Raw genomic sequence first — 20,339 nt, forward strand, 5'->3', positions numbered from 1 at the left:
CTCCGATTCCGGAGGCAGCACAGCGCAATCAAGGTGCAATCAGGCATCACGCGCGTGCTGGCAACGTGGTGTGCAGCAGGCTGCGGCGCTGCCATACCGTCCACGCCACCGGCACCAGCAGTAACGCCGCAAGTGTCATCGTGACCGGGCCGCCACCGAGCGTGACCGCCAGCACCGCCGACAGCAGCGCCGCGTAGCCGCCGGCGTTCAAGCGTAACCCGCACAGGTGCAGGCTGGCCGCCGCAATGGCGAGCACGCTCAGGAACCGCAGCCATAGTAGCCACTGCGGCGCGTGCGCCGCTGCCGCCGCGACCTGCAGGAGCGCGCTGCAGCACACGCCGCCCAACAACAACGGAACCAGCGTCGCTTCGCGATGGCGTCCGATCAACAGGGCCGCCAGCACGCTGCTGAGCAGCGTGGTCGCGCCCGCGGCCAGGACCGGGGTGACCCATGGCAGCCACGCGCGCTGCTCGGCACTGCCCCAGGCCGCTGCCGTCAGCAGCAGCGCCAACGCGCCCACGGCCGCGGCGACCAGCACCAGCGAGACCAGCGCGCTGGCCCACTGCTCGCCCGCCGGGCCGCGCGCGTCGGCCACCAGCAAGCGGTTGAACTGGTTGAACACCCCACTGGCGCCGTTGAGCAGATAGCTCAGGAATAAATACACCGGCAGAAACGCCGGCGCGACCGACGCCAGCAGGAGCGGCGTCAACCGATCGTGCAAAGTGCCGGTGATGCTCAGCAACGACAGTTGCAGCGCGGGGCGCAGCATGCGCCGGCCGCCGCCACGGCGCGGCCGCAGCAACTGCAGCGGTGCGCCGAACACCGCAATGTTGACCAGGGCTTGCAGCAGATATCCCAGGCTGACAGACAGCCCGGCGCCGAACCCGTCGTCCCAGCCTGGCAGCCGTTGCAACACCAGCCAGACGAGGACCGTCGCCGGCATCGCCACCTGCTGCACCATGAATCCCGCCAGCCGCCGCCCCTGGGCAAGCAGCGGTGCCGAATAGCCCACCAGCCCGAGCATCGTCGCCGGAAGCGCCGCCAGCAGATAGCCAAACCCTTCGCCCTGGCCGCGGCTCTGCCACCAGGCGCCGGCGATCCACAGCAGATCCAGCACCACGGTGGCGAGCAGGCGATGCCACAGCGCCTGGCGCCAGCGCGCGTTCCAGCCCGGGGCGTCGGGGTCCTCGCGCAGGAACAGCGAGGCATAGCCCAGATCGGCCAGGAACAGCAGGGTGAGCAGGCCAAGATGCGCCAGTCCTACCTCGCCATAACCCTGCAGCCCGAACCGGCGCAGCAATAGCCATTGGAACAGCAGCGCGCAGCTCTGGCCGAGCGCATACAGCACCGCGCCGGCAACGAATCCCGCGCGCATGCGCTGCGCGGCGATCATGACTGCGCGGCGGAGGCAGGCGTCGGTTCATGGCACAGGAAGGCACGCGAGGCGGCGCCATAGGCGAACCAGGGCTCAAATGCGATACCGAAATGGTCGGCGCACTGCTGCAGCGCCCGACGCTCGCCCTGTTGGCTGTCGGCGCGAAACAGATCGTAGTCGTCGCACAGCAGGACACTGCCTTGCACCAGACGCGGTGCGATCAAGGTCAGTGCATCGTTTGCCGAGCTGTAGAGATCGCAATCCACATGCACGATCGCTGCCTGTGTGTGGCCGATGGCTGCCGCAGAGTCGGCGAACAAGCTTTGTACCAGCTGCAGATCCGGCGCCCTCAGACCGACGGCAGCACAGCGCGCCTGGGCCTGGGCGCGGGAGGCGAGGAAGCTGCCGCCCGCCAGGCTGTCTTCGCCTTCCAGATTGTCCGGCATCCCGGCAAACGTATCGAAACCGTAGAACCGTGGACGCTGCGTCAGAAACGCCGACACGGTTCCCTGCCGACGGTAGGGCAATCGCGTACTGCGCTCGAGATGGCGTCGGTGATGGCGGTAGCACAGCCATGCGTGAGCGAGACTATTGCCGCGATAGACGCCGAACTCGTAGTAGTCGCCCGTCAGCTGCGTGGCGTGTATGTAAGCCCATGCCCGAAATAGCGCGCCGAGCGCATCGTTACGGTGCAGGTTCGCTCCCACGCGCAATCGACGGTAGGCGAGCTTGAGGCGTTCAATGGTCGTCACAGACAAGCCGGACACCTTCGCAAGAACGGGGAATACCGCAGTCGGAGTATCCGGGCTGGGGACGCGCTAACGCAATCGCAGGCCGCACTCCCCATGGAGGCACTCGGTCGCGTTTGGTCAGCGGCAGAGCGAATGTGCCGCAGCGCGGATCCGGCAGTGAATGCCTTGTCGCCGTTGCGCAGGTTCTACGCATTGATCAGACCGATCTCAAGATGGGTGCGTGGTGCCGCTGTTGCGATCGTTCGTCCTGCGATGGCACGGCGCCGATGATGTCGCACGACAACGCGGCGTGTGTGCACGGCAGGTGTTGCGATCAGCGTGGCAGCGGGACGTGATTGCATCGGGCAGGCTCACACGTGATGTCCGGCAGCGGTCGCGTCGGTGGCCGCCAACACGCGCTGCAGTGCCTCGCGCAGGCTCCAGCGTGCCCGCCAGCCCAACACGCGCGCCGCCTTGCCCGGATCGCCCAACTGATGAAGACGGTCGATGCGCCGCTGACGTTGCGGGTCGACTTCCAGGCGCGGCGAGCGCCCGAGCACTGCACCGATCTGCTCCACCAGTTCGGCGACGGAATATTCCACGCCCGAGCACAGATTGAAGACATCGAAGGCCGGGTCCGGCCGCACGTCGTCGAGCAGCGCGATCAGCCCTGCCGCGGCGTCGTCGGCGTGCAGGTAGTCCCGTCGCGGCTGCAGGTTGCCCAGCCGCAAGAGGGGCGCCGCTGCCGGATCGGCCGCCAGTTGCGCCAGCACGTCCGGGATCAGGTGCGCATTGGGATCGTCATGGGCGATGGTGTTGAACAGGCGCGCCGCGCGCCCGCGCCGGCCGGCTTCTGCCGTGCACCACAGCCGCAACTGGGCCTCGTTGCAGAGTTTTGACAGCGCGTAGTTGTCGCGCGCTTCGGTGGCGCTGGCGTGTTCGTCCAGTGCGCCGTCGCCCCAGGCGTAGACCGCGCCGCTGGAAGCGATCACCACCTGTGGCAGCACCGCGTCGCTGGCAGCGTGCAGTACGCTTTCGGTGCCGACCACGTTGACTTGCAGGCAGCGCATGCGCTGCGTCTCGCAGGTGGGGATATGGTGAATGGCAGCCAGATGGATCAGCGCATCGGCGCGGAACGCGCGCAATGCGGCAGCGAGCGTTACGCGATCGCTCACGTCGGCGACGATGGCTGCATGCAGGCCTTGCGGCAGGGACATCCCTCTGGACAGATCGTCCAGTCCCGCGACCGCATCGCCACGCTGCAGCAACGCACTCGCTACGCGTCGCCCGATCATTCCGGCCGCGCCGGTGACCAGTACCCGCTTCATCCAGGCCCCAGCGGGCGCGTGTCGGTTGGCCCAAGCACCCGCTGCCGCACGCGCTGCGGCAACCAGGCGAACAGCGGATCGGCGTGTGCCGACCAGGGAGCGTGCCGGTCGCCATGGCGGCGTGCGATCACATACATCGCCAATGCCAGCGACGAGACCAGTAATACGCCCAAGAAAATCGCCAGGCCAACCAACGCCGGCCGGCGCGACGGAATTGGCGCCGGCGACAACGCCGGGATGGCCCGGTAGCGCACCAGTTGTGCACGCCAGCGCTGTTGCGACAGCGCCAGGTCGATTTCGCTGGCGACCTGCGACAGCCCCGAACCGGAGGGGGTGCCGTTTCCGAAGACGGCGCGTCGGCAGCTCTGTACCCAATCCACCAGGGCCGTGCCCAGATGCAGCGCTGGCGCGCGCTGGTCTACCCGGGCCAGGAAGCGCTGTTTGCCATCCAACTGCTCCAGTTCGCGCTCTACCTGACGCAAGGTGGCCCGCGTCTCGGCGATGGTCGACTGCAATGCCACGATCTGCGCCAGAGGCGAGAGATAGCGCCCACCACCATCGCCGACCGACACGACCGTGTTGGCCTCGTTGCGCCGTAGTTCCGGGTAGCGCTCCAGCAACTGCTGCATATCCGCAGCCTGCTGCTCGTTCTGCTCGATCGCGAAGCGCTGCTGGATCCGATCGATCTGCAACTGCGGGCGTTGTTCGAGCGCCTGTTGGCGCAGGCTATCCAGATAGTCGCGCATTCCGGCCCACAGCACGACCTGACGCACATGCTGCGCAATGGCGTCCAGCTGCCGGTTCGCAGCCGCATCGTCGCGTGCGTTCAACGACACTTCCAATCCCAGCGCGCCGACGCTCTTGGCATCGATGTTGACTTGTTGGCGGATGTCGTCGCGTTCGACCGCGCTGCGGTAGGTCACGTACGTGTCCCAATACTTGCGGCGGACGAAGGCGCGTTGCAGGCGCTCGCGCTGCTCGGGCGGCAGGTTGGTCATGCTGGCGAGCGAGGCCGCCACCAGTTGGCGATCGGCCAGCATCGGTTGCAGTTTGCGCCATTGTTCCAGGGTCATCTGCGGCGTTTCCAGCAGCGCGGTGAGCGCATACAGGGGCCGCGTGGCGACGAGTACGCCGGCCAGTAGCCCAAGCAGCAATGCCAGCGGAATCAGCAGGCGCCCGAACTGCTGGTAGAAGCGCAGGACTTCCAGCAATAGATCGCCCAGGGAGACCTCGTCACGGCGTTCAGGGATCTCTTCTATACCCGGCATCAGATCTTCGCTGCGATTCAAGGAGGCATGGGAGCGCCATGCCGTACCGCCATCACTGTGCCACAGCGGTTGCAGCGGCGGCAACGCAGCTATGCGTGAGTGCGACCGCGTCCTGCAATGCGCAGCCCGCACCACAATGTGGCGGTCAACACGGCCTCGGTGGCGATCACGGCGATGGCGGCACCGTGCACACCGTACTGGTGGGTGAGCAGCAGATTCAGCGCGATGTTGACCACCGCCGCCGCACTGGCGCCGAGCACGTACCAACGCTGCTGGTCGCAAGCGATGGCGGCCTGGGTCAGCACGTAGTTCGGCAGTACGAACACGAACGCGGCAAACAACCAGCCGAGCAGGTGCCCCGCCACCGCGCGATAAGACGCTCCGTACAACAGCTCCATCAGCCAGCTGCCCAGCCAGGCGCCGCTCGCCGCCAGCGCCAGACCCGCCGCGCCGGCCAGCCACAGCGCGCGATCCTCCAGCCGGCGCGCGCGCCCGGCCTGCCCGCGTGCCAGGCGCAGCTGGCGGAACAGCAGCAAGGCGACCGGCATCGCCAGCAACAGCACCCCATCGAACACGCGATATGCGGCGGCGTACTGGCCAACCTCTGCCGCGGGCACCGTTTGCTGCAGGATCACCACGTCGCTGCGACGGTACAGGCCGGTCGCGGTATCGATCCAGAAAAAGCCGGCGGCCGCACGATAGGCCAGCGGCTGTGGCCGCCAGTGCGGTCGATCCTGCAGGCCGCGCCCCAGCCAGGCATAGGCCAGCAGCAGGCCACATGCCCATGCAGCGAAGACCACGCCGGGGTCGTGTCCGAGCAGCAGGACCGCCGTCACCACCAGCACGGCGCTGAGCGCACGCGCACTCGCCAGCCAGCTGGCGTCGCGTTGCCATTGGCCCGCGGCCTTCAATTGCGCCGACACCAGCTGGGTCAGCGTGACTGCACCGAAGCACAGCACCGCCCAGACCAGCGCCGGATCGCCGCCGGCGCGCGTCGCTGCCAGGCTGGCAGCGACCAGTAGCAACGTGGACCACAGCAGATGCCCGCGTGCCAGGCCCGGCAGCGCGCGCGCCATCGTCGCCGCAATACCGGCTGCAACCCCTTCGCGCAGCACCAGGGTGCGCATGCCGGCATCCTGCAGCAGCGCCAGCAAGGTCGCCAGATTGAGCAGGTAGGCGTAGCGGCCGAAGCCCGCTGGGCCCATGCCACGCGCCAGCCAGACCGACAGCGCCAGCGAGACCGCGGCGGTGAACAGGATCGACACCCATTGCGCCGACAAACCGCGCGCCAGGCCACGCCACGCAGGCGGCAGGCGCGGTATCACCGGGCACCGCTCCAGACCGGCGCCACGGCCTGCCATGGGCCTTGCGCCACCAGCCGCCCCTGGTCCAGCACCAGCACGCTGTCGGCCTGTTCCAGCAAGGCCAGCCGATGGCCGATGAGCAGGACAGTCAGGTCGCCATGCAGGCGCTGAATGGCGCTGCGGATGCTTGCTTCGTTGTCGTGGTCCAGCGCGCTGGTCGCCTCGTCCAGGATCAGCAACGCCGGGCGTTGCAGCAGCGCACGCGCCAGTGCCAGCCGCTGGCGCTCGCCGCCGGACAATGGCATGCCGCCCTCGCCGACCGGCGTATCCCACCCCTGCGGCAAAGCATGGACAAACTGGGCGGCCGCCTGATCCAGCGCCGCGTGCAGCGCCTGTTCGCTTGCATCCGGACAGGCGATCAAGAGGTTATTGCGCACGCTGTCGTTGAGCAGGAAGGCGTCCTGGGAGACATAGGCCACCGAGCGGCGCCAGGCCCGTCGTGCGGCCGCATCCAGCACCACGCCGTCGATCTCCAACGTGCCCTGGTCTGGACTCAGCAACCCACTCAGCACGTCGGCCAGCGTGCTCTTGCCGGCACCGGAGGCGCCCACCACGGCGGTGGTGGTTCGCGCCGGCAGCCGCAGCGACAGACCTTGCAGCGCGGGCGTGTCGCGTCCTGCGTACTGGACCTCAACGGTAGACAGCGCGATCGAGGTCGTCAGCTGGATCGGCGGCGTGGCGTCAGCCAGGGGCGGCTCTGCCCAGGTCCGGCTCTCCTGCAGCCGGCGTTTGATCGCGCTGAATGCCGCTGCTGCATGCAGGCAGTACTGGCGTTGTTGTTGCACCGTGGTCAGCAGCGGTACCAGACGCGCGAAGATTGCTACCAAGACGAGCAGCTCGGCTATCGCCATGTGCAGGACCTGCAAGCCCAGGTAGACATAACACGCCAACAGGATCGCGCCGGTGCTTTGTAGCCACGCTTTGGAGGCGCTCAAGCCGCGGGCAAAGCGCAGCTGCTGGGCGTGGATGATGCCGGCGGTCCGTTCGAACGCCGCCAGATACGCCGTTTCGGCACCAAGGATCTTGGCTAGCCGCAGACCGGACAGACGGTCGTGCAGGCCCGCATGCAACCCTTGGTTCGCCTGGGTCAGCTGGCGTCCCAGCAGCGCCACCCCGCGCCGCTGCCCGCCCACAAGGAGCAACGCAACACCGCTCAGCATCGCAACCAGCGCCAGCTTCCAGGACAACGCGAAGGCGGCGAGTAGGTAGAGCGCCGCGGTGATTGCCGAGGCGAACATCGCCAGAGCGTGTCCTAGCCCAACTTCAGCGCGGCCTACATCGCTCAGGATGAGGCTGGCATGGTCGCCGGTGCGCTGGCCCGCCAGCCAGCGCCATTGCGCACCGAGTAGTGCAGCGAAACTGCTGGTGCGCAGCCGTTCGCCCACGCCTTGCTGCAGGCGCGCCGCGAGCTGTTCGCGACCGAACTGGATCGCGTTGCGTACTAACAGCACCAGGCAGAACAGCAGCAGCAAAGGAATCGGCGTGTTTGTCGGCAAGCCAAGTGCTGCCAGCAGGCGCGGCAGTTGGTGCGCCATTCCGGTCGCGGCGCTGGCGCCTTGCATGGCACTCAGCAAGGGCACCAACAGCAGCATGCCGATGCCTTCGGTCGCCGCCGCCAGCACCATCAGCAGCGCCAGCCCGACGCAGCGGCCGCGCGGCGCCAACCGCAACAGGCCGGCAACAAAGCGCAGGATCGTCATCGTGCCTGCCATGTGCGTGGCAGGAAGCAACCCACGCGCGTGAAGCGGTCGGTCCCGTGTCCGCCGGTGACGTGCTGGCTGCCGGCCAACACCCAGGCATGCGCCTGGAGCGCAGATCCGTCTGCGTTACGCGCAACGCCCAGGCACAGCAGATGGGTGACCCGGAACAGGCCTAGCAGGCAATGCGCCGCCAACGCCTGCGCCAGGCAGTTGGATGTCCAGGGCGTGTGGCGTGCCGCCAGCCGCAGGGTGCGGCCGATCTGCAGGGCGCGACGTTGCGCGCGCTCATCCAGGCGCGGCAACGAGGGTGGTACTGCCATCTGGTGGCCCACCCAGGGCGCCAGCTGGCGAAAGCCCACCAGCCGCACGGCGCCCCGCGCCGCGGCCAGCAGCAGCCAGGCCGGCACCAGTAACAGCCGCTCAAATCGCGGCAGGCGCGCGAAGGCGACCAGCCTGCGATGGAAGCCGCTGACAGCGCGGGACAAGCTCACGTCCAACCCTCATCCCACCTCGGGCGATCTTGCGCGGCAATCAGCTCCACCGCCGCGACCTCAGCATGGCGCGCCTGTGCCAGACAGCGTTGTGGTGTCTGCCTGCGTGACTGCAGGACTGACGGCGGAAAGAGCATGGCGCAGGCACGTGTCGAGGGAAGGGCGGCCAACGCGATCGAGCTCATGCCATCACGCGGGTCCGGGTGGCTCCCCGTGGCCGAGGGCCTTGCCGTGTCGGCTAGCCTAGCAAACGTCGGATCGGGCGGGTTGCGCTGGCGACCGCCGCGCAGCCTTGGCGCGGGCGTTCTGCCCAGCGGCCGGCGGCCTAGCGCGATCAGCCACCGCCTCGCTCATGCCAGGCAAGGAAGCCACCGGTCTGCAACCCGTACACCAGCATCTGCAGATAAGCCTCGCGCCTGGGTTCGGCGGCCTGGGCATCGCACGGCCAATCGTCCAGCAATGCTTGCAGTCGCGCTAGGTCGAGCATCCGGCGGGCCAGCGGCGAGTCGTGCAAGGCGTGAAGTTGCCGCTGCATGGCCGCGCGCTGTGCGCTTAGATGCATGAACCAGTCGCCATGCTGCACGCCGACCTGGCGGTTGGCGAAAATCTCCGGCGGCGCGCCACGGGCGGCGAGCAAACGACGCGGCAGCGAACGCCGGACGCCGTCGCGCAGGAATTGGTCCAACGGCAGGCTGCCAAAAAACTCGATGATCCGTCGATCGGCGAGCGGCATGCGGAAATCCACTCCCGAAAGCGCGCGCAGCGTGCCCCAGCCATCCATCGCGGCGGCATGACCCAGCATCCATTCCCGCAGCACATGTACCGAGCGATGGCGTCCACCGAGGCGGATCCGGTAGCGGCTTCGGTCCAGCTGGCGATGCATGTCGAGCTCCCGCGCCAGGTCCGGATGCAACGCGGCAGACTGCATCCAGGCGGCAGCCGGCAACCGATGCCAATAGCGCAGAACCGTCAACGGTGCGAATGGCCGCAGGACATGCCGCTGCACTGCCTTGCGGATACTCAGGTTCTCGGCCCGTGCCAGTGCGCGCGTCTGCGCCGACAGTGTGCGCCACTGGCCAGCGCCGAGCAGTTGCGGTAGCCGTGTCAGGCCGTCGTAACTGAAAAAGGCATTCCCCATTTCGCCACCGATCAGGACGTTGCCGCCTCGTGCGTGCAAGAACCGGTCGATCGGGAAGAACCAGGCCATGTTCAACGGCGAACGGATCGGCTGACCGTTCTCTTGCCACCAGCGCTCGGCGTCGTACTCGCCCCAGTCGCCGCCATCATCGCCGACCATGTGCCAGTCGATGCCGGTATGGCTGGCAGCCAGGAGACGGGCGCGCGGGGATTCGTCATAGTAGTGGGTGCGGTTTGCCGCCGCGGTCGCTCCCCGCGGCACCCGGGTGACGGTCAGCAACGGGGCAGGTGCCAATTGTCGCGCGGCCGAGAGTACGACCGAGCCGCTGTCGAGTCCGCCGGTGAGGCAGGCCGCCACCGGCCCGCGTGCGCGCAGCGCATCGGCAACGGCACGGTCGAGCAGTTCGGCCGCTGCGGCTTCGACATCGGCATCGCTGCCTAACTGCAGCGAACCCGCTTCGGGCAGGGACCACCAGCGCTGCAGGTCGGTCGCGTCCGGCGTCAACAGCATGGCGTGGCCCGGCGGAACCCGGTCGATGGCGCGGTACACCGTGCGATGCGGCCGGCTGCGGTCCATGACCAATTGGTCGGCCAAGCTCTGTTCGTCCAAGTCCCTCGGGATACCGGGTAGTGCGAGCAACGCCGGCAATCGGGTCGAGAAGGCGATCAGACGCGCTCCACGATGGACGAACAGCGAGCGTTGTCCGACCGGGTCGCGTGTCAGCAGTAGATGGCGCTGGTCGGGACGGTACAGCGCCAGCGCAAAGCTGCCCTGCAACCGCGGCAACGCCGCCGTATCCCAACGCTGTAACGCTGCCAGCAGCAGCGCGCCATCCGGCTGCGACAGCGCGGCTGGATGGCCTAGCGCATGGACGAGTTCGCTGCGGGCCGCCAGCCCGCTATCTGCAACCAGGACGGCCCCGGAGGCGCCCACACAGGGCATTGCCTCGTCGGTGTCCTCGGGGGTAAAAAAATGCTGACGGTGCACGATCGCGCACGCGCCGTGGTGCCAGATTCGCGCCGGGCCGATGCTCCGCGCTTGCAGTGCACCTGCCAGTCGGTGGATCGTCTCCGGCTCAACGGGACGGCCATCCAGATGCCAGATACCGGCAAAATCGCTCATCGATCTCCCGCTACACCCGGACGAGGTCGGGCCGGATGGTCTCAGGAGCCGGTGGTTGGACCGAAGCCATCGTTGCCGGTGGTTGCGTTCTGCGCGGTATCGTCGATCGAGAGAAACGACACCACCGGCGTAGACCACACTTTGTGGCCCGGCTGCGGGGTGATGCGGTCGGAAGCTGCCGATTCGTTGGTGTTCATACGATGTCCTCGTGCAGGGAGCCGCAGCGGCTGCTGCGGGGGTGCATGCTTCGTATCATAAGCTGCATACCCATGCACGTCACGGTCATCCGCCACCACGCCCAAATCGACGCTGCCCCGCGCGTTTTCAACCGCGCTCGGTGCTGCAGACAGAACGAACGCGGGGTTCGCTTGGGACCCTGTGCATGAGTTCGCTACGGATTCCCTGGCGCCGTCTGCTGACCCGGACTGGTCTGCGATTGCTGTACCGTGCGGCGCGTCATCGCGAAGGGCGTGAGTATGCCCGGTTGCAGCTCACTGCGCGCGCGCCGCTGTTCCAGGACTACGGCACTACGTCGTTGGACCGTTACCCGGCGCTGTTCGCCTATACACAACGTGCGCTGGCCGAAACGATAGCGCCGCGGTTGCTGTCCTTCGGTTGCTCGACCGGTGAAGAAGTCATCAGCCTGCGCCATTACTTTCCGGATGCCGAAATCACCGGGCTGGATATCCATCCTGGCCATATCGCGCGGTGCCATCAGTGGCTTCGGGCGCACCCGGATCCCGGCGTGATGTTCGCTGTGGCGGGCAACACGGCGGGAGAACGCGACGCGGAATACGACGCCATCTTCTGTCTGGCGGTTCTGCGTCGCGGAGACCTGGCGGCCCATCGTGGCGATCGTTGCGATCACCTCATCAGGTTCGAGGAGGTCGAGGTACAGCTGCTGGATTTCGCCCGCTGCCTGCGCCCGGGCGGCCTGCTGGTGCTGCGGCATGCCAATTTCCGTTTGCGCGATACCCTGGCGGCGCGTTGGTTCGACACGGTGTTGTGCCTGCCGACGTCTGCGCGCGCGGACACGCCACTGTTCGGTCCGGATAACCGGCGGCTACCTGTGCAGGCCGATGCGCAGACCGTCTTCCGCCGCCGCGCTGCGCCCTGCGATGAGCGGATTTGACTGGCCCCGCTTTGCAGCGCAAAGCATCCTGGGTAAGCTCCTGTCTCCATACCGACTTGGCCCAGGGATGCGCATTGCACCGAGCACAATCGTTGCCAGGACGTCTTGCTGTCTTGCCGCAGAGATGGGCGATGAACTGGTCCTCATGAGCACCGAGCACGGGCTGTATCTGTCGCTGGATGCTATCGGCAAGGACATCTGGTGGCATCTGGATCCGCCTTGCGCGTTCGGCATCTTGTGCGATCGCCTGAGTGCCGAATATTCGGCGCCCCGGGACACGATCGAAACCGACGTGGCGGCACTGCTGCACACCTTGCGTGATGCCGGGGCAGTGGAGATGCGCGCCTGACAGACGCATCCGCCCGTCAGACACCACCCACCACGCAGCTGGATCACCACTATTTGTTGTGTGGCTGGCACGTCCGCAGTGCGCTGACGCTGCCCGAGCTGCCGCCATGGTCGGCGACCGCGACGCCGGTCGAAGCGGACGTGGTGATCGAAGAAGCCGAGGTTCCGGATCGGCTGGACATGCGCGACCCGGTGGAGTCGTGGTTGAGCGTTGGTCGCGATGGCTCCGTGCTCTTGCAGGTGCCGCACGTGGTGCGCATCCATGTGCACGCCGGACGGTTGATTCGTGTGCAGCGGCTGAATCCGCACGATGAGAGTTGGCGGCTGTTTTTACTCGGCTCGGCATTGGGCTATCTGTGCCTGCAACGCAGCCTGTTCCCGCTGCATGCTGCCTGCCTACGCATCGGCACACAGACCGTGGCCTTCGCCGGTCATAGCGGCGCAGGGAAGTCCACGCTGGCGGCGGCTTTGCTCAAACGCGGCCACGGGCTGATCAGCGACGATCTCACCGTGATTCGCCCCGACTCGGCCAGCGGCATCATGGTGCTGCCCGCGTTTCCACGGCTGAAACTCTGGCGCGACACGCTGGAGTCGCTGCAATTGCCCATGACCGATGCGCCGCGGGTCCGGCCGGGCATGGAGAAGTTCGACCTGCGGCCTGGCGCAGGGTTCGATGTAGCGCCGGCGCGCTTGGACGCGGTCGTCGTCTTGGGTGATGCCTCCGAGCCCCATGTTCAGCGCCTGTCGCCGCAGCACGCATTGCCGGTGCTGCACGGGTATCTCGCACGCTCGCAAGTGGCCGTGCGGTTGGGTTTGCATGCGGCCACGTTTGCGCAAGCTGCTGCGATCGCCCGCCAGGTGCCCGTCTGGCGCTTGCGGCGTCCACGCCGTTTCGACGCGCTGGACATCACCGTCGACTTCATCGAAGACCATGTCGGCGCATGAGCGGGCGCGGCATTGTCTGGCTCGCCTCGTATCCCAAGTCAGGCAATACCTGGGTGCGTTGCCTGATCGCCAGCCTGCGCAACGGCGGCGCCGCGATGCATCTCGACGCGCTCGCACCGGCGCTGCCCAATGCCGCATCGCGCGCATGGCTGGAGCGCCATCTCGCTGTAGATATCAGCGATCTGACACCGGCCGAACTGCATCTGCTGCGCGGCACGGCTTATCGTCGTTGCGCACTGCAGGCCTTGAGCGTGCTCAAGGTGCACGACAGCTACGATCCCACGCTGTTTCCTGCCGCGGCGACGCTGGGCATCGTCTATATCGTGCGCGATCCGCGTGACGTCGCTCCGTCGTGGGCCGACCACGCCGGGATCGATCTGGATGCTGCCATCCGGCAACTGGGCGAGAGTGCAACCACCCTGAGCGATACCCTGTCCCGATACCGGCCGCAGGCAAGGCAACGCTTTGGCTCATGGTCGGAACATGTGGCCTCCTGGTTGCATGCGCCTGGCCGGCGGTTGCTGGTGCGGTATGAAGATCTATTGGCAAACCCGTTGCAAGAAACGGCGCGTCTAGCCCGCTTTCTCGGCCTGTCTACAGAGCCGGCGCACATCGCACATGCTGTCGCGGCCTGTCGTTTTGAAGTGCTACGCGACAGCGAGGAGCGTCATGGATTTGCCGAGCGCCAGCACGGGCAGGCGCGCTTCTTCCGTCAGGGGCGCGCGGGGGCATGGCGCACCACACTCAGTGCGCCACAAGCGGCACGCGTGCTTGCCCACCATGGCCCCACCATGGCCTGGCTGGGTTATCCGAATGCTTAAGCACTTGCGCAGTACTCAGCGTGTGCAAGACATGCTAGGCGGCCATGCCATCTTCCAGGCGATGCCGGTATCGCCGTAAGCGCGAAAGCCGAGTCGACCATACAGCTCAAGCGCGGGATTGTTCTTGTCGACCTGCAATATCACCTCGCGGCCATCGACCTTTGCTTGCGCCAGTAGCGCCTCGATCAACACTGTTCCAATGCCTTGCCTGCGGCGATCGGGCAGCAGCAGGATATCCAGTAAGCGGACCGTTGTTGCCGCATCGCCACCCAAGTACAGCCGCCCGATCACGTGTTCGCCCTCGGTGACGACCAAGAACAGCACATGCTCCTGGCTGAGCATGTAATGACGCCGCTGCGCGTCGAACTGCTGGTCGATGAACGCCTCCCGGACTGCATCACTCCACGGCAACATTGCGAATTCGGCCCAGCGCTGAGTGCGGAACACAGCGCGCAGAACGGACAAGTCCGCCTCATGCTCGGCACGTATTGCCATTCCCCGCGCCAGCAATGGCGCCGGGCAGGCGAACTGCAGCGGCATCATGGCCTGGGCGGATAGATGCCGTCGGTGGCGCAGATGCAATACCGCAGTGTTGTAAACGGCTGTCGATTTTCGTGTGCTTGGGCCGCCTGTACGCTCGGCGGAAATGCGACCAGCGCAGAGGGCGACAGTGGCACGATTGGCGTGGTCGTCGCCGCTGGTGCGTACGCCAAATGCGAGACTGGTGGCGAGGTCGTCGGGTTGAGCAGGCGCGACAGATAGGCGTTCGGACCCGGCGTGCTGCCGCTCGCTCCCGGTGCGGTACCGGGCGGCATGAACTTGGTGGTGATGGTGTGCGTATGCGGCGGCAACTGCGCCTGCGACACCAGTGCCACGGAATCGGCGCCCTGCAACTGGCCGATGGTGGAGTTGCTCAAGCCTGTCCCTTGTCCCAGGCCGGTGACCGCGCGGCCGCGCAGATCCGGCAATCCAAACGTGCTTTGCTGGTCGCCCCCGTAGATGAAACCAATCACGCCGAACAGCGCCTGATACTGGTTGATGCTGACCGTCTGCCCCATGCAATCGAGCCAGCCATCCGGCGCGAAATTGTAAGGAAACGCGCGCACTTCGCCGATAAAACTATTGGACATGTCGAACTCCTTTGCGATGGCCGGTCACGGCCGCTGCGGGTACAACCCGTTCAGGCAGATCAGATAGTTCAACGTCTGCGTCGCCATGTGGTTGTCGTGTGGCTGGCCGGCGCCGGCCGTATTCACCGCATTGGTGGCCAGCGTATTGGCGGGGGCTGTCCCGGTGGCGGGAGGCGTGAAGTACGCCGCGTCACCCCCCTGGGGGACGGCAGGCAACTGCCCCGTGGGCACCAGCAAAGACGCAGGCGCGTTGAACGCCTGCAGGGCATGCCCATGCGCAGGCATCTCCGCCAGCTGCAGGGTCACCGTTTCGGTACCGAATTTTTGTCCGAGTACGCGCGCGGTCAGTTGCGGGGCCGGCGCGCGCGCTACGCCCTGACCTTGCGAGATCGCAACACGGCCACGCAGGTCCGGCAGGTTGAACGTGGTTTTTCCGTCGCCGCCGTACGTGGTACCGATCAGTGAATACAGCGCCATGTAGTTGTTGATCTGCAGTTGGCGTCCATCGCAGAACGCCCAGTATTCGGGTTCATAATTGCCGGCGAACAAAATAATTTGACTGGTGTAGGCATCCATGGTGTCGTTCCTTTGGGGCCGCGTCAGGGGCGCTGAGGGTAGATGCCGACCGTGCAGATGCAGAAGTTCAGCACCAACGATGGCTGCATGTTGTTGTGGGCGCCGCCGCCGCCTTCCTGGCTCACGGAATCGGCTGCCAGTGCAGTCAGTGTGCCCGTCGATGCATACAGAAAGTGCGGCGCTGGAGGCTCGGCGAGCAGGACGTTGGCGGCGGTCTGCACCGCGGCGGTGGTTCCCGCCGCAGCGACCGCATTCACCATGTGCGTATGCGGAGGAATCTGCGTCGCGGTCAGCGCCACGCTCTCCAGGCCGCCATAGGTGCCGACCGTGTAGACCACCGTGGGCGTGGTGAGCGGGTTGACGCCCTGGCCCACCGGTACACGGCCGCGCAGGTCCGGCAGATTGAACGTGGTCTTGCCATCGCCGCCGAACTGGTTGCCGAGCAGCGAAGCCAGTGCGACGTTGCTGTTGATCGGCAGCTGGCGGCCATCGCACGGCAACCACCCGGCGGGCGCCCAGTCGATCGGAAATAGGCGAATTTCGCCAACAAATGCATCGGTTTCATTCATGGAACGGCTCCTCAACTGTCGGCGCGGTCAAGCGCACGTAATGAAAACCAGAACCGGCCGAGGCCGCAGCTGCGACCTCGCGCACGGCATGGCCGCTACGCGCCCGAGCAAGCCGCGCACGGCGAACGCTGTGCTATTAATAGGGCGCGACATGCATAGCGCACCGGCACTGGGCTGCCACGACAGGACACCGCCGCACGCGGCGCGCAACGATGTGCATCGATCACGACTTCGCTAAGTTTCCCTCGCAATCCGCAGATGCAGATATGACCCCTGGTAGCGAACGTAGCACAAGCCGCAGACGCGCTAGGGTGAGCGCGTTCACCACTTGCGATTGTCGTGCGGCCGCGTGCTGAAGCGCATTGCGCCGTGACGGCTGAGGACGCTTGCGCGACATGGTCGCCCGCGTTCGGCTATGTGCTGTCGCTATGGCGGCAACACGCTCCTTCTGCCGCTGGATTGCCGGCGGCGGGCGCGCCACCCGATGCGGTTGCGTTCGAACGTTCGCTTGCACAGCACCGCATGGCATTGGCATTGCCTGCCGCCGATACCCTGGCAGCCAGCGTTCCCATCGCAATGCGCGAAGTCTTGCGTCGGCGGCAGCAACGCATGCTGCTGCAGTCCTTGCAGCAGACTGCCGCCATCCGCGAGATGGTGACGGCGCTGCAGCAGGCAGGCATCCGTTGCTGCCTGCTCAAGGGATTGGGGTATGCGGCGCAGTTCGGCCACCTGCACCGCCGCGAAGCGTGCGATATCGATGTGCTGATCGAGCCGCACGCCAGCCAACGCGCGCTGTCGGCACTGAGCACGTTGGGCTATGTGCTGCAATCGGACGCCGCACTCGATCCAGCCGAGTATTGCCGCCACAACCATGCCTTGCCGCTGCGCCATCCTGAAACCGGCGTGGTGCTGGAACTGCATCTGCGGCTGGCCAACCACGAGCGCCAGTTTCCGCTCAGCCAACGGATCTGGCGTGATCATCTCGGCACGGTCGTGTTGGGCGGCATGCAGGTACCCACGCTGTCACCGCCAGCGGCCGTGGTCTATGCGGCGTTTCATGGCACCAAGCACCACTGGCATCGCGCCTTCTGGTTGGTGGACATGGCGCAGGCGCTGGGCAGTCAGCACCTGGACTGGGAGGCGGTGCTCGCGCTGGCACGGCGGCTTGGCGTGGAGAGACAGCTGGCGCTGAGTGCGCTGCTGGCCGAAGCAAGTCTGGGAATTGTGCTGCCGGCGGCGCTACGGCAGCAGACCGCATTGCTGCACAAAGCCCGACCGGCCGCCGCTGCGCTGCTGCCGTGCATGGATGCGCTCGGATCCGATCGTGGTGCGGACCTGGCGGTGCGACTGGGGTTGTTCGGCTATATCCGGCACCTGTGGTCGCTGCAATCGACATGGCGCGGCCGCTTGCAGGTGCTGCCGGTGCTGCTCGTTCCCACCGACATGGATCGTCAGGCGGTACCGTTGCCGGGTGCATTGCATTGGGCCTACTTCGGGGTGCGTGTGGTGCGGTTGGTCAGACAGCACCTGCTCAAACGCCGGCAGCTGCAGGGATAGCGCGCCAGGTCAAACGAGGGTGTGTCGGCTTGCCCTGCATCGAGCGCCTGGAGTCGCCGGGCATGCAGTGCGCAACCTGGGCTCGACGCCGATGCGCTGTTTCCCCCGACAGGCCGCGATCAGGGCTGATACCGACCGCATCGGGCGCGTACCGACAGGGAGCAACGATGCGGCTTGCTCCGCAGACCAGAGGCATTCCGGGAGCGGTCGTCGCAGTGTCCCAGGCTGTCCCTTGATCGATCGAATCCGATCCTGGCATCCATCTCCGGCACCGCTCCCTCAAAGCCATGGCGCCCACCCCTGCCATCCGACCTATTGACGACAGCTGTCGTCATGTCTACGGTGGCGACATCTGTAGTCATGGGGCACGAGATGAGCGCGAAGACCATCGGGGACCAGGAGCTGGCCCTGCTGCAATACATCGAAGAACAGCGCCACGCCAGCGTGGGCGAAGTGGCGGCCGCGTTCGGTGAGCCGCGCGGGCTGGCGCGCTCGACCGTGCTGACCATGATGGAGCGGCTGCGCGCCAAGGGCTTCCTGCGGCGCAAGCAGGTGGACGGCATGTACCGCTACAGCGCCACCGCGGGGCAGGACGACGTGGTGCGCGGTGCCGTGGGGCAATTCGTGGAAAAGACGCTGCAGGGCTCGGTCTCGCCGTTTGTGGCGTGGATGTCGCAGCGCGCCGACGAGGTCAGCGATACCGAACTGGCCGAACTCGAAGCATTGGTCGCCAAGCTGCAATCGCAGCGCAAGGAGAGCTGAGTCATGCAGAGCCTGTTCGAAGTGATGGTGCAGCGGCTGGCGATGACCAGCCTGCAATCGGCCGCATTGGTGGCGGTGGTGTGGCTGCTGTGCAAGGCCATGCCGCACCTGCCGGCGTCCACGCAGTGCTGGCTGTGGTGGATGGTGGGGCTGCAGGCGGTGTTGGGCCTGTTCGTTGCGCCGCTTGAGCTGGCGGTCCTGCCGGCCCCCGCGCCGGTGGCGCAGGCGGTTGGGCAGACGGTCATGGCCCTGCCGAGCGCCTCGCCGTCGCTGTGGGTCCGCTGGGTGATGGCGGCCTGGTTGGCCGGTGTGGTGGTGATGCTGGCGCGCAGCGCCGTGGCGTGGCGCATCAGCCGCCGCCAGGTGCAGGCCACCGAGCCGTGCACCGACCAGGCGCTGCTGGCGGCCCTGCAACTGGCCGCCGATGCGCACGGCCTGCGCCATGCGCCGCCGTTGCGCCTGAGCGCGCAGATCGATTCGCCGCAACTCATCGGCCTGTGGCGGCCGGTGCTGCTGCTGCCGTCCCGCCGCCTGGCCAGCATCAGCGATGACGAGCTGGACATGGCGCTGACCCACGAGCTGGTGCATCTGCGTCGGAATGACTTGTTGTGGGGGTTGCTGCCGGCCCTGGCGCAGCACCTGTTCTTCTTCCATCCGCTGCTGCATCTGGCCGCGCGCGAATACGCCATCGCCCGCGAAGCCGCCTGCGACGCGGCAGTGGTTGCAGGCCACGTGCGCTGCCGTCACGACTATGGCCGCCTGCTGGTGAGCCTTGGGGTGTCCACCGCGCCGGTGGCCGGGGTGTCCAGCGCATCGCCGAGTTTTCTGAGTCTCAAGCGCCGTTTGATCATGTTGCAAAACACCAACGTCACGCCGGGGTGGGGCGCGCGCGCGCTGGTCGCGGTCGCGATCCTGGGCGTGGCACCGTTGCGCCTGGTCGCCATGCCTGCGCCGCTGCCGTCGCCTGCGCTGCAGCCGGTCGTGGTCACCGGCAGCGCATCGCCGGCGATGCCGCACGGCGTGCGCAATGCCGATGGCGCCGCGCAGCTGCACCTGCAGGCAGCGCTTGCGGCTCCGGCTGCGCCGGCTGCGCCTGCCGCTCCAGCAAACGGAGTGCTGGCGCAGGTGCTGGACACCGAGCCGGGCGCGCAAGACACCTCGCACATGGACACGATCGGCTGGGATCTGGACACACAGCAAAGCGTACGCGACGCCATCGACGAGGCCACACGCAGTGCCAAGGCCGCCGAGGTGGAGGCGCGGGCCGCCGCACAGCAGGCCATCGACGCCAGCGATCTGCATGCACAGATGCGGCAGGACGAGCTGCAGGCGGCGCAGGACGCATTGGCGCAGGCACGCGAGCAACTGGAGTCGCTCGGACCGGAGCTGGAGCAGGCCAAGCAGGATGCGCAGCAGCAGGCGCGCGAAGCGGCGCAACAGATCCGTGAGGTGGCGCTGCAACAACGCAATGCGCAGTACGCCTATGTGGCCGCCGCGCGCCAGGCAGCCGAGTTGAGCCGCCATCAGGCCGAGATGGACAAGGAAGCTGCACGCCAGGACCGCCTCAACGCCGCGCGTGCCCAACACGCCGCGGCCGGCGCGGACGAAGACAACTAGAGACCTGCACCACCGCACGACAGCGCGCATTGCCATGGCAGTGCGCGGCAGTCGATCCAACCCGTAGCGCACCACCCAGGCCTGAGGCCTGGCCTGCAGTGATCAGGCGGGCGGCGCCGTGCCCGGCGGGTCCGGTACGGGTGATGGCTGATCGCCTTGCGCCGGCGGCAGCCTGCATGCCGGCACCGCATGCCTTGTCGCCGTGCCCGGCAGCAATGGCAGCAATGGCAGCGATTGGCCTGTGCCGCCGGCGTGCAGTCGCCCGGTAATCGCTCCACCCGACCGACCGTTGCATCCGGCGCGACCACTGCAGTGAGCGCGCCCGGTACCAGACGCTGCATCCCACCCACGCGGGCAAGGCCACG

The 20,339-nt window shown here is 66.9% G+C and carries 20 protein-coding genes; 7 read left to right on the forward strand and 13 right to left on the reverse strand.

Annotated elements, in window-relative coordinates:
* Nucleotides 1-46: 46 nt before the first annotated feature.
* The 9 genes from A7D17_RS15020 to A7D17_RS24600 form a co-directional block, all read right to left on the reverse strand.
* The gene (locus tag A7D17_RS15020) at nt 47-1,393 is read right to left on the reverse strand and encodes a hypothetical protein (protein ID WP_064509825.1); all 1,347 of its coding nucleotides are present in this window, start codon (nt 1,391-1,393) and stop codon (nt 47-49) included.
* Nucleotides 1,390-2,127: a TylF/MycF/NovP-related O-methyltransferase gene (locus A7D17_RS15025; protein ID WP_239692215.1), complete on the reverse strand. Its 738-nt coding sequence runs from the start codon at nt 2,125-2,127 to the stop codon at nt 1,390-1,392. The genes A7D17_RS15020 and A7D17_RS15025 overlap by 4 nt, the downstream gene beginning before the upstream one ends.
* 350 nt (nt 2,128-2,477) lie before the next feature.
* Nucleotides 2,478-3,434 (reverse strand): NAD-dependent epimerase/dehydratase family protein, encoded by a 957-nt coding sequence (locus A7D17_RS15030; protein WP_064509826.1) that lies wholly within the window; start codon nt 3,432-3,434, stop codon nt 2,478-2,480.
* Nucleotides 3,431-4,723, reverse strand: a complete 1,293-nt coding sequence (locus tag A7D17_RS15035) for a hypothetical protein (RefSeq protein WP_064509854.1) — start codon at nt 4,721-4,723, stop codon at nt 3,431-3,433. Before A7D17_RS15035 ends, A7D17_RS15030 begins: the two co-directional genes overlap by 4 nt.
* A gap of 68 nt (nt 4,724-4,791) precedes the next feature.
* A complete protein-coding gene (locus tag A7D17_RS15040; protein WP_239692205.1) occupies nt 4,792-6,063 on the reverse strand; it encodes a lipopolysaccharide biosynthesis protein in 1,272 nt (423 codons plus the stop codon).
* On the reverse strand, nt 6,024-7,766 hold the full coding sequence (locus A7D17_RS15045; protein ID WP_064509856.1) for an ABC transporter ATP-binding protein: 1,743 nt from the start codon (nt 7,764-7,766) through the stop codon (nt 6,024-6,026). Before A7D17_RS15045 ends, A7D17_RS15040 begins: the two co-directional genes overlap by 40 nt.
* The gene (locus A7D17_RS15050; RefSeq protein ID WP_064509855.1) at nt 7,763-8,257 is read right to left on the reverse strand and encodes a lasso peptide biosynthesis B2 protein; all 495 of its coding nucleotides are present in this window, start codon (nt 8,255-8,257) and stop codon (nt 7,763-7,765) included. The genes A7D17_RS15045 and A7D17_RS15050 overlap by 4 nt, the downstream gene beginning before the upstream one ends.
* A gap of 334 nt (nt 8,258-8,591) precedes the next feature.
* Nucleotides 8,592-10,517, reverse strand: coding sequence for an asparagine synthetase B family protein (locus A7D17_RS15055; RefSeq protein ID WP_064509827.1), 1,926 nt, complete (start codon nt 10,515-10,517; stop codon nt 8,592-8,594).
* Between the two features lie 41 nt (nt 10,518-10,558).
* Nucleotides 10,559-10,714 carry a hypothetical protein gene (locus A7D17_RS24600; RefSeq protein WP_162841734.1) on the reverse strand — a complete coding sequence of 52 codons (156 nt, stop codon included), beginning with the start codon at nt 10,712-10,714 and terminating at the stop codon, nt 10,559-10,561.
* 11 nt (nt 10,715-10,725) lie between these two features.
* Between A7D17_RS24600 and A7D17_RS15060 the strand changes: the two genes are divergently transcribed.
* From A7D17_RS15060 to A7D17_RS15075, 4 genes are all read left to right on the forward strand, one after another.
* A complete protein-coding gene (locus A7D17_RS15060; RefSeq protein ID WP_239692206.1) occupies nt 10,726-11,649 on the forward strand; it encodes a class I SAM-dependent methyltransferase in 924 nt (307 codons plus the stop codon).
* Between the two features lie 145 nt (nt 11,650-11,794).
* Nucleotides 11,795-11,998, forward strand: coding sequence for a PqqD family protein (locus A7D17_RS15065; protein ID WP_239692207.1), 204 nt, complete (start codon nt 11,795-11,797; stop codon nt 11,996-11,998).
* 56 nt (nt 11,999-12,054) lie between these two features.
* Complete coding sequence (locus A7D17_RS15070) at nt 12,055-12,942, forward strand: HPr kinase/phosphorylase (RefSeq protein ID WP_239692208.1); 888 nt, start codon at nt 12,055-12,057, stop codon at nt 12,940-12,942.
* Entirely contained in the window at nt 12,939-13,763 is an 825-nt protein-coding gene (locus A7D17_RS15075) for a sulfotransferase domain-containing protein (protein WP_064509831.1), read from the forward strand. Before A7D17_RS15070 ends, A7D17_RS15075 begins: the two co-directional genes overlap by 4 nt.
* Nucleotides 13,764-13,778: 15 nt before the next feature.
* On the opposite strand, the gene A7D17_RS15080 is transcribed toward A7D17_RS15075, so the two are convergent.
* Genes A7D17_RS15080 through A7D17_RS15095 form a run of 4 tightly spaced genes read right to left on the reverse strand, consistent with a single transcriptional unit; the run spans nt 13,779 to nt 16,038 of the window.
* A complete protein-coding gene (locus tag A7D17_RS15080) occupies nt 13,779-14,303 on the reverse strand; it encodes a GNAT family N-acetyltransferase (RefSeq protein ID WP_239692209.1) in 525 nt (174 codons plus the stop codon).
* Nucleotides 14,303-14,893 (reverse strand): phage tail protein, encoded by a 591-nt coding sequence (locus A7D17_RS15085; RefSeq protein ID WP_064509833.1) that lies wholly within the window; start codon nt 14,891-14,893, stop codon nt 14,303-14,305. Before A7D17_RS15085 ends, A7D17_RS15080 begins: the two co-directional genes overlap by 1 nt.
* Nucleotides 14,894-14,917: 24 nt before the next feature.
* On the reverse strand, nt 14,918-15,469 hold the full coding sequence (locus A7D17_RS15090) for a phage tail protein (protein WP_064509834.1): 552 nt from the start codon (nt 15,467-15,469) through the stop codon (nt 14,918-14,920).
* A gap of 23 nt (nt 15,470-15,492) precedes the next feature.
* The gene (locus A7D17_RS15095) at nt 15,493-16,038 is read right to left on the reverse strand and encodes a phage tail protein (RefSeq protein WP_064509835.1); all 546 of its coding nucleotides are present in this window, start codon (nt 16,036-16,038) and stop codon (nt 15,493-15,495) included.
* Between the two features lie 369 nt (nt 16,039-16,407).
* On the opposite strand from A7D17_RS15095, the gene A7D17_RS15100 reads away from it, so the two are divergent.
* From A7D17_RS15100 to A7D17_RS15110, 3 genes are all read left to right on the forward strand, one after another.
* Nucleotides 16,408-17,595: a nucleotidyltransferase domain-containing protein gene (locus tag A7D17_RS15100; RefSeq protein WP_064509836.1), complete on the forward strand. Its 1,188-nt coding sequence runs from the start codon at nt 16,408-16,410 to the stop codon at nt 17,593-17,595.
* Between the two features lie 372 nt (nt 17,596-17,967).
* The gene (locus A7D17_RS15105) at nt 17,968-18,357 is read left to right on the forward strand and encodes a BlaI/MecI/CopY family transcriptional regulator (protein WP_064509858.1); all 390 of its coding nucleotides are present in this window, start codon (nt 17,968-17,970) and stop codon (nt 18,355-18,357) included.
* Nucleotides 18,358-18,360: 3 nt separating this feature from the next.
* Nucleotides 18,361-19,974 (forward strand): M56 family metallopeptidase, encoded by a 1,614-nt coding sequence (locus A7D17_RS15110; RefSeq protein ID WP_064509837.1) that lies wholly within the window; start codon nt 18,361-18,363, stop codon nt 19,972-19,974.
* Nucleotides 19,975-20,339 lie beyond the last annotated feature (365 nt).

This window comes from Xanthomonas floridensis, from assembly GCF_001642575.1.
In the GTDB taxonomy this organism is placed as follows: domain Bacteria; phylum Pseudomonadota; class Gammaproteobacteria; order Xanthomonadales; family Xanthomonadaceae; genus Xanthomonas; species Xanthomonas floridensis.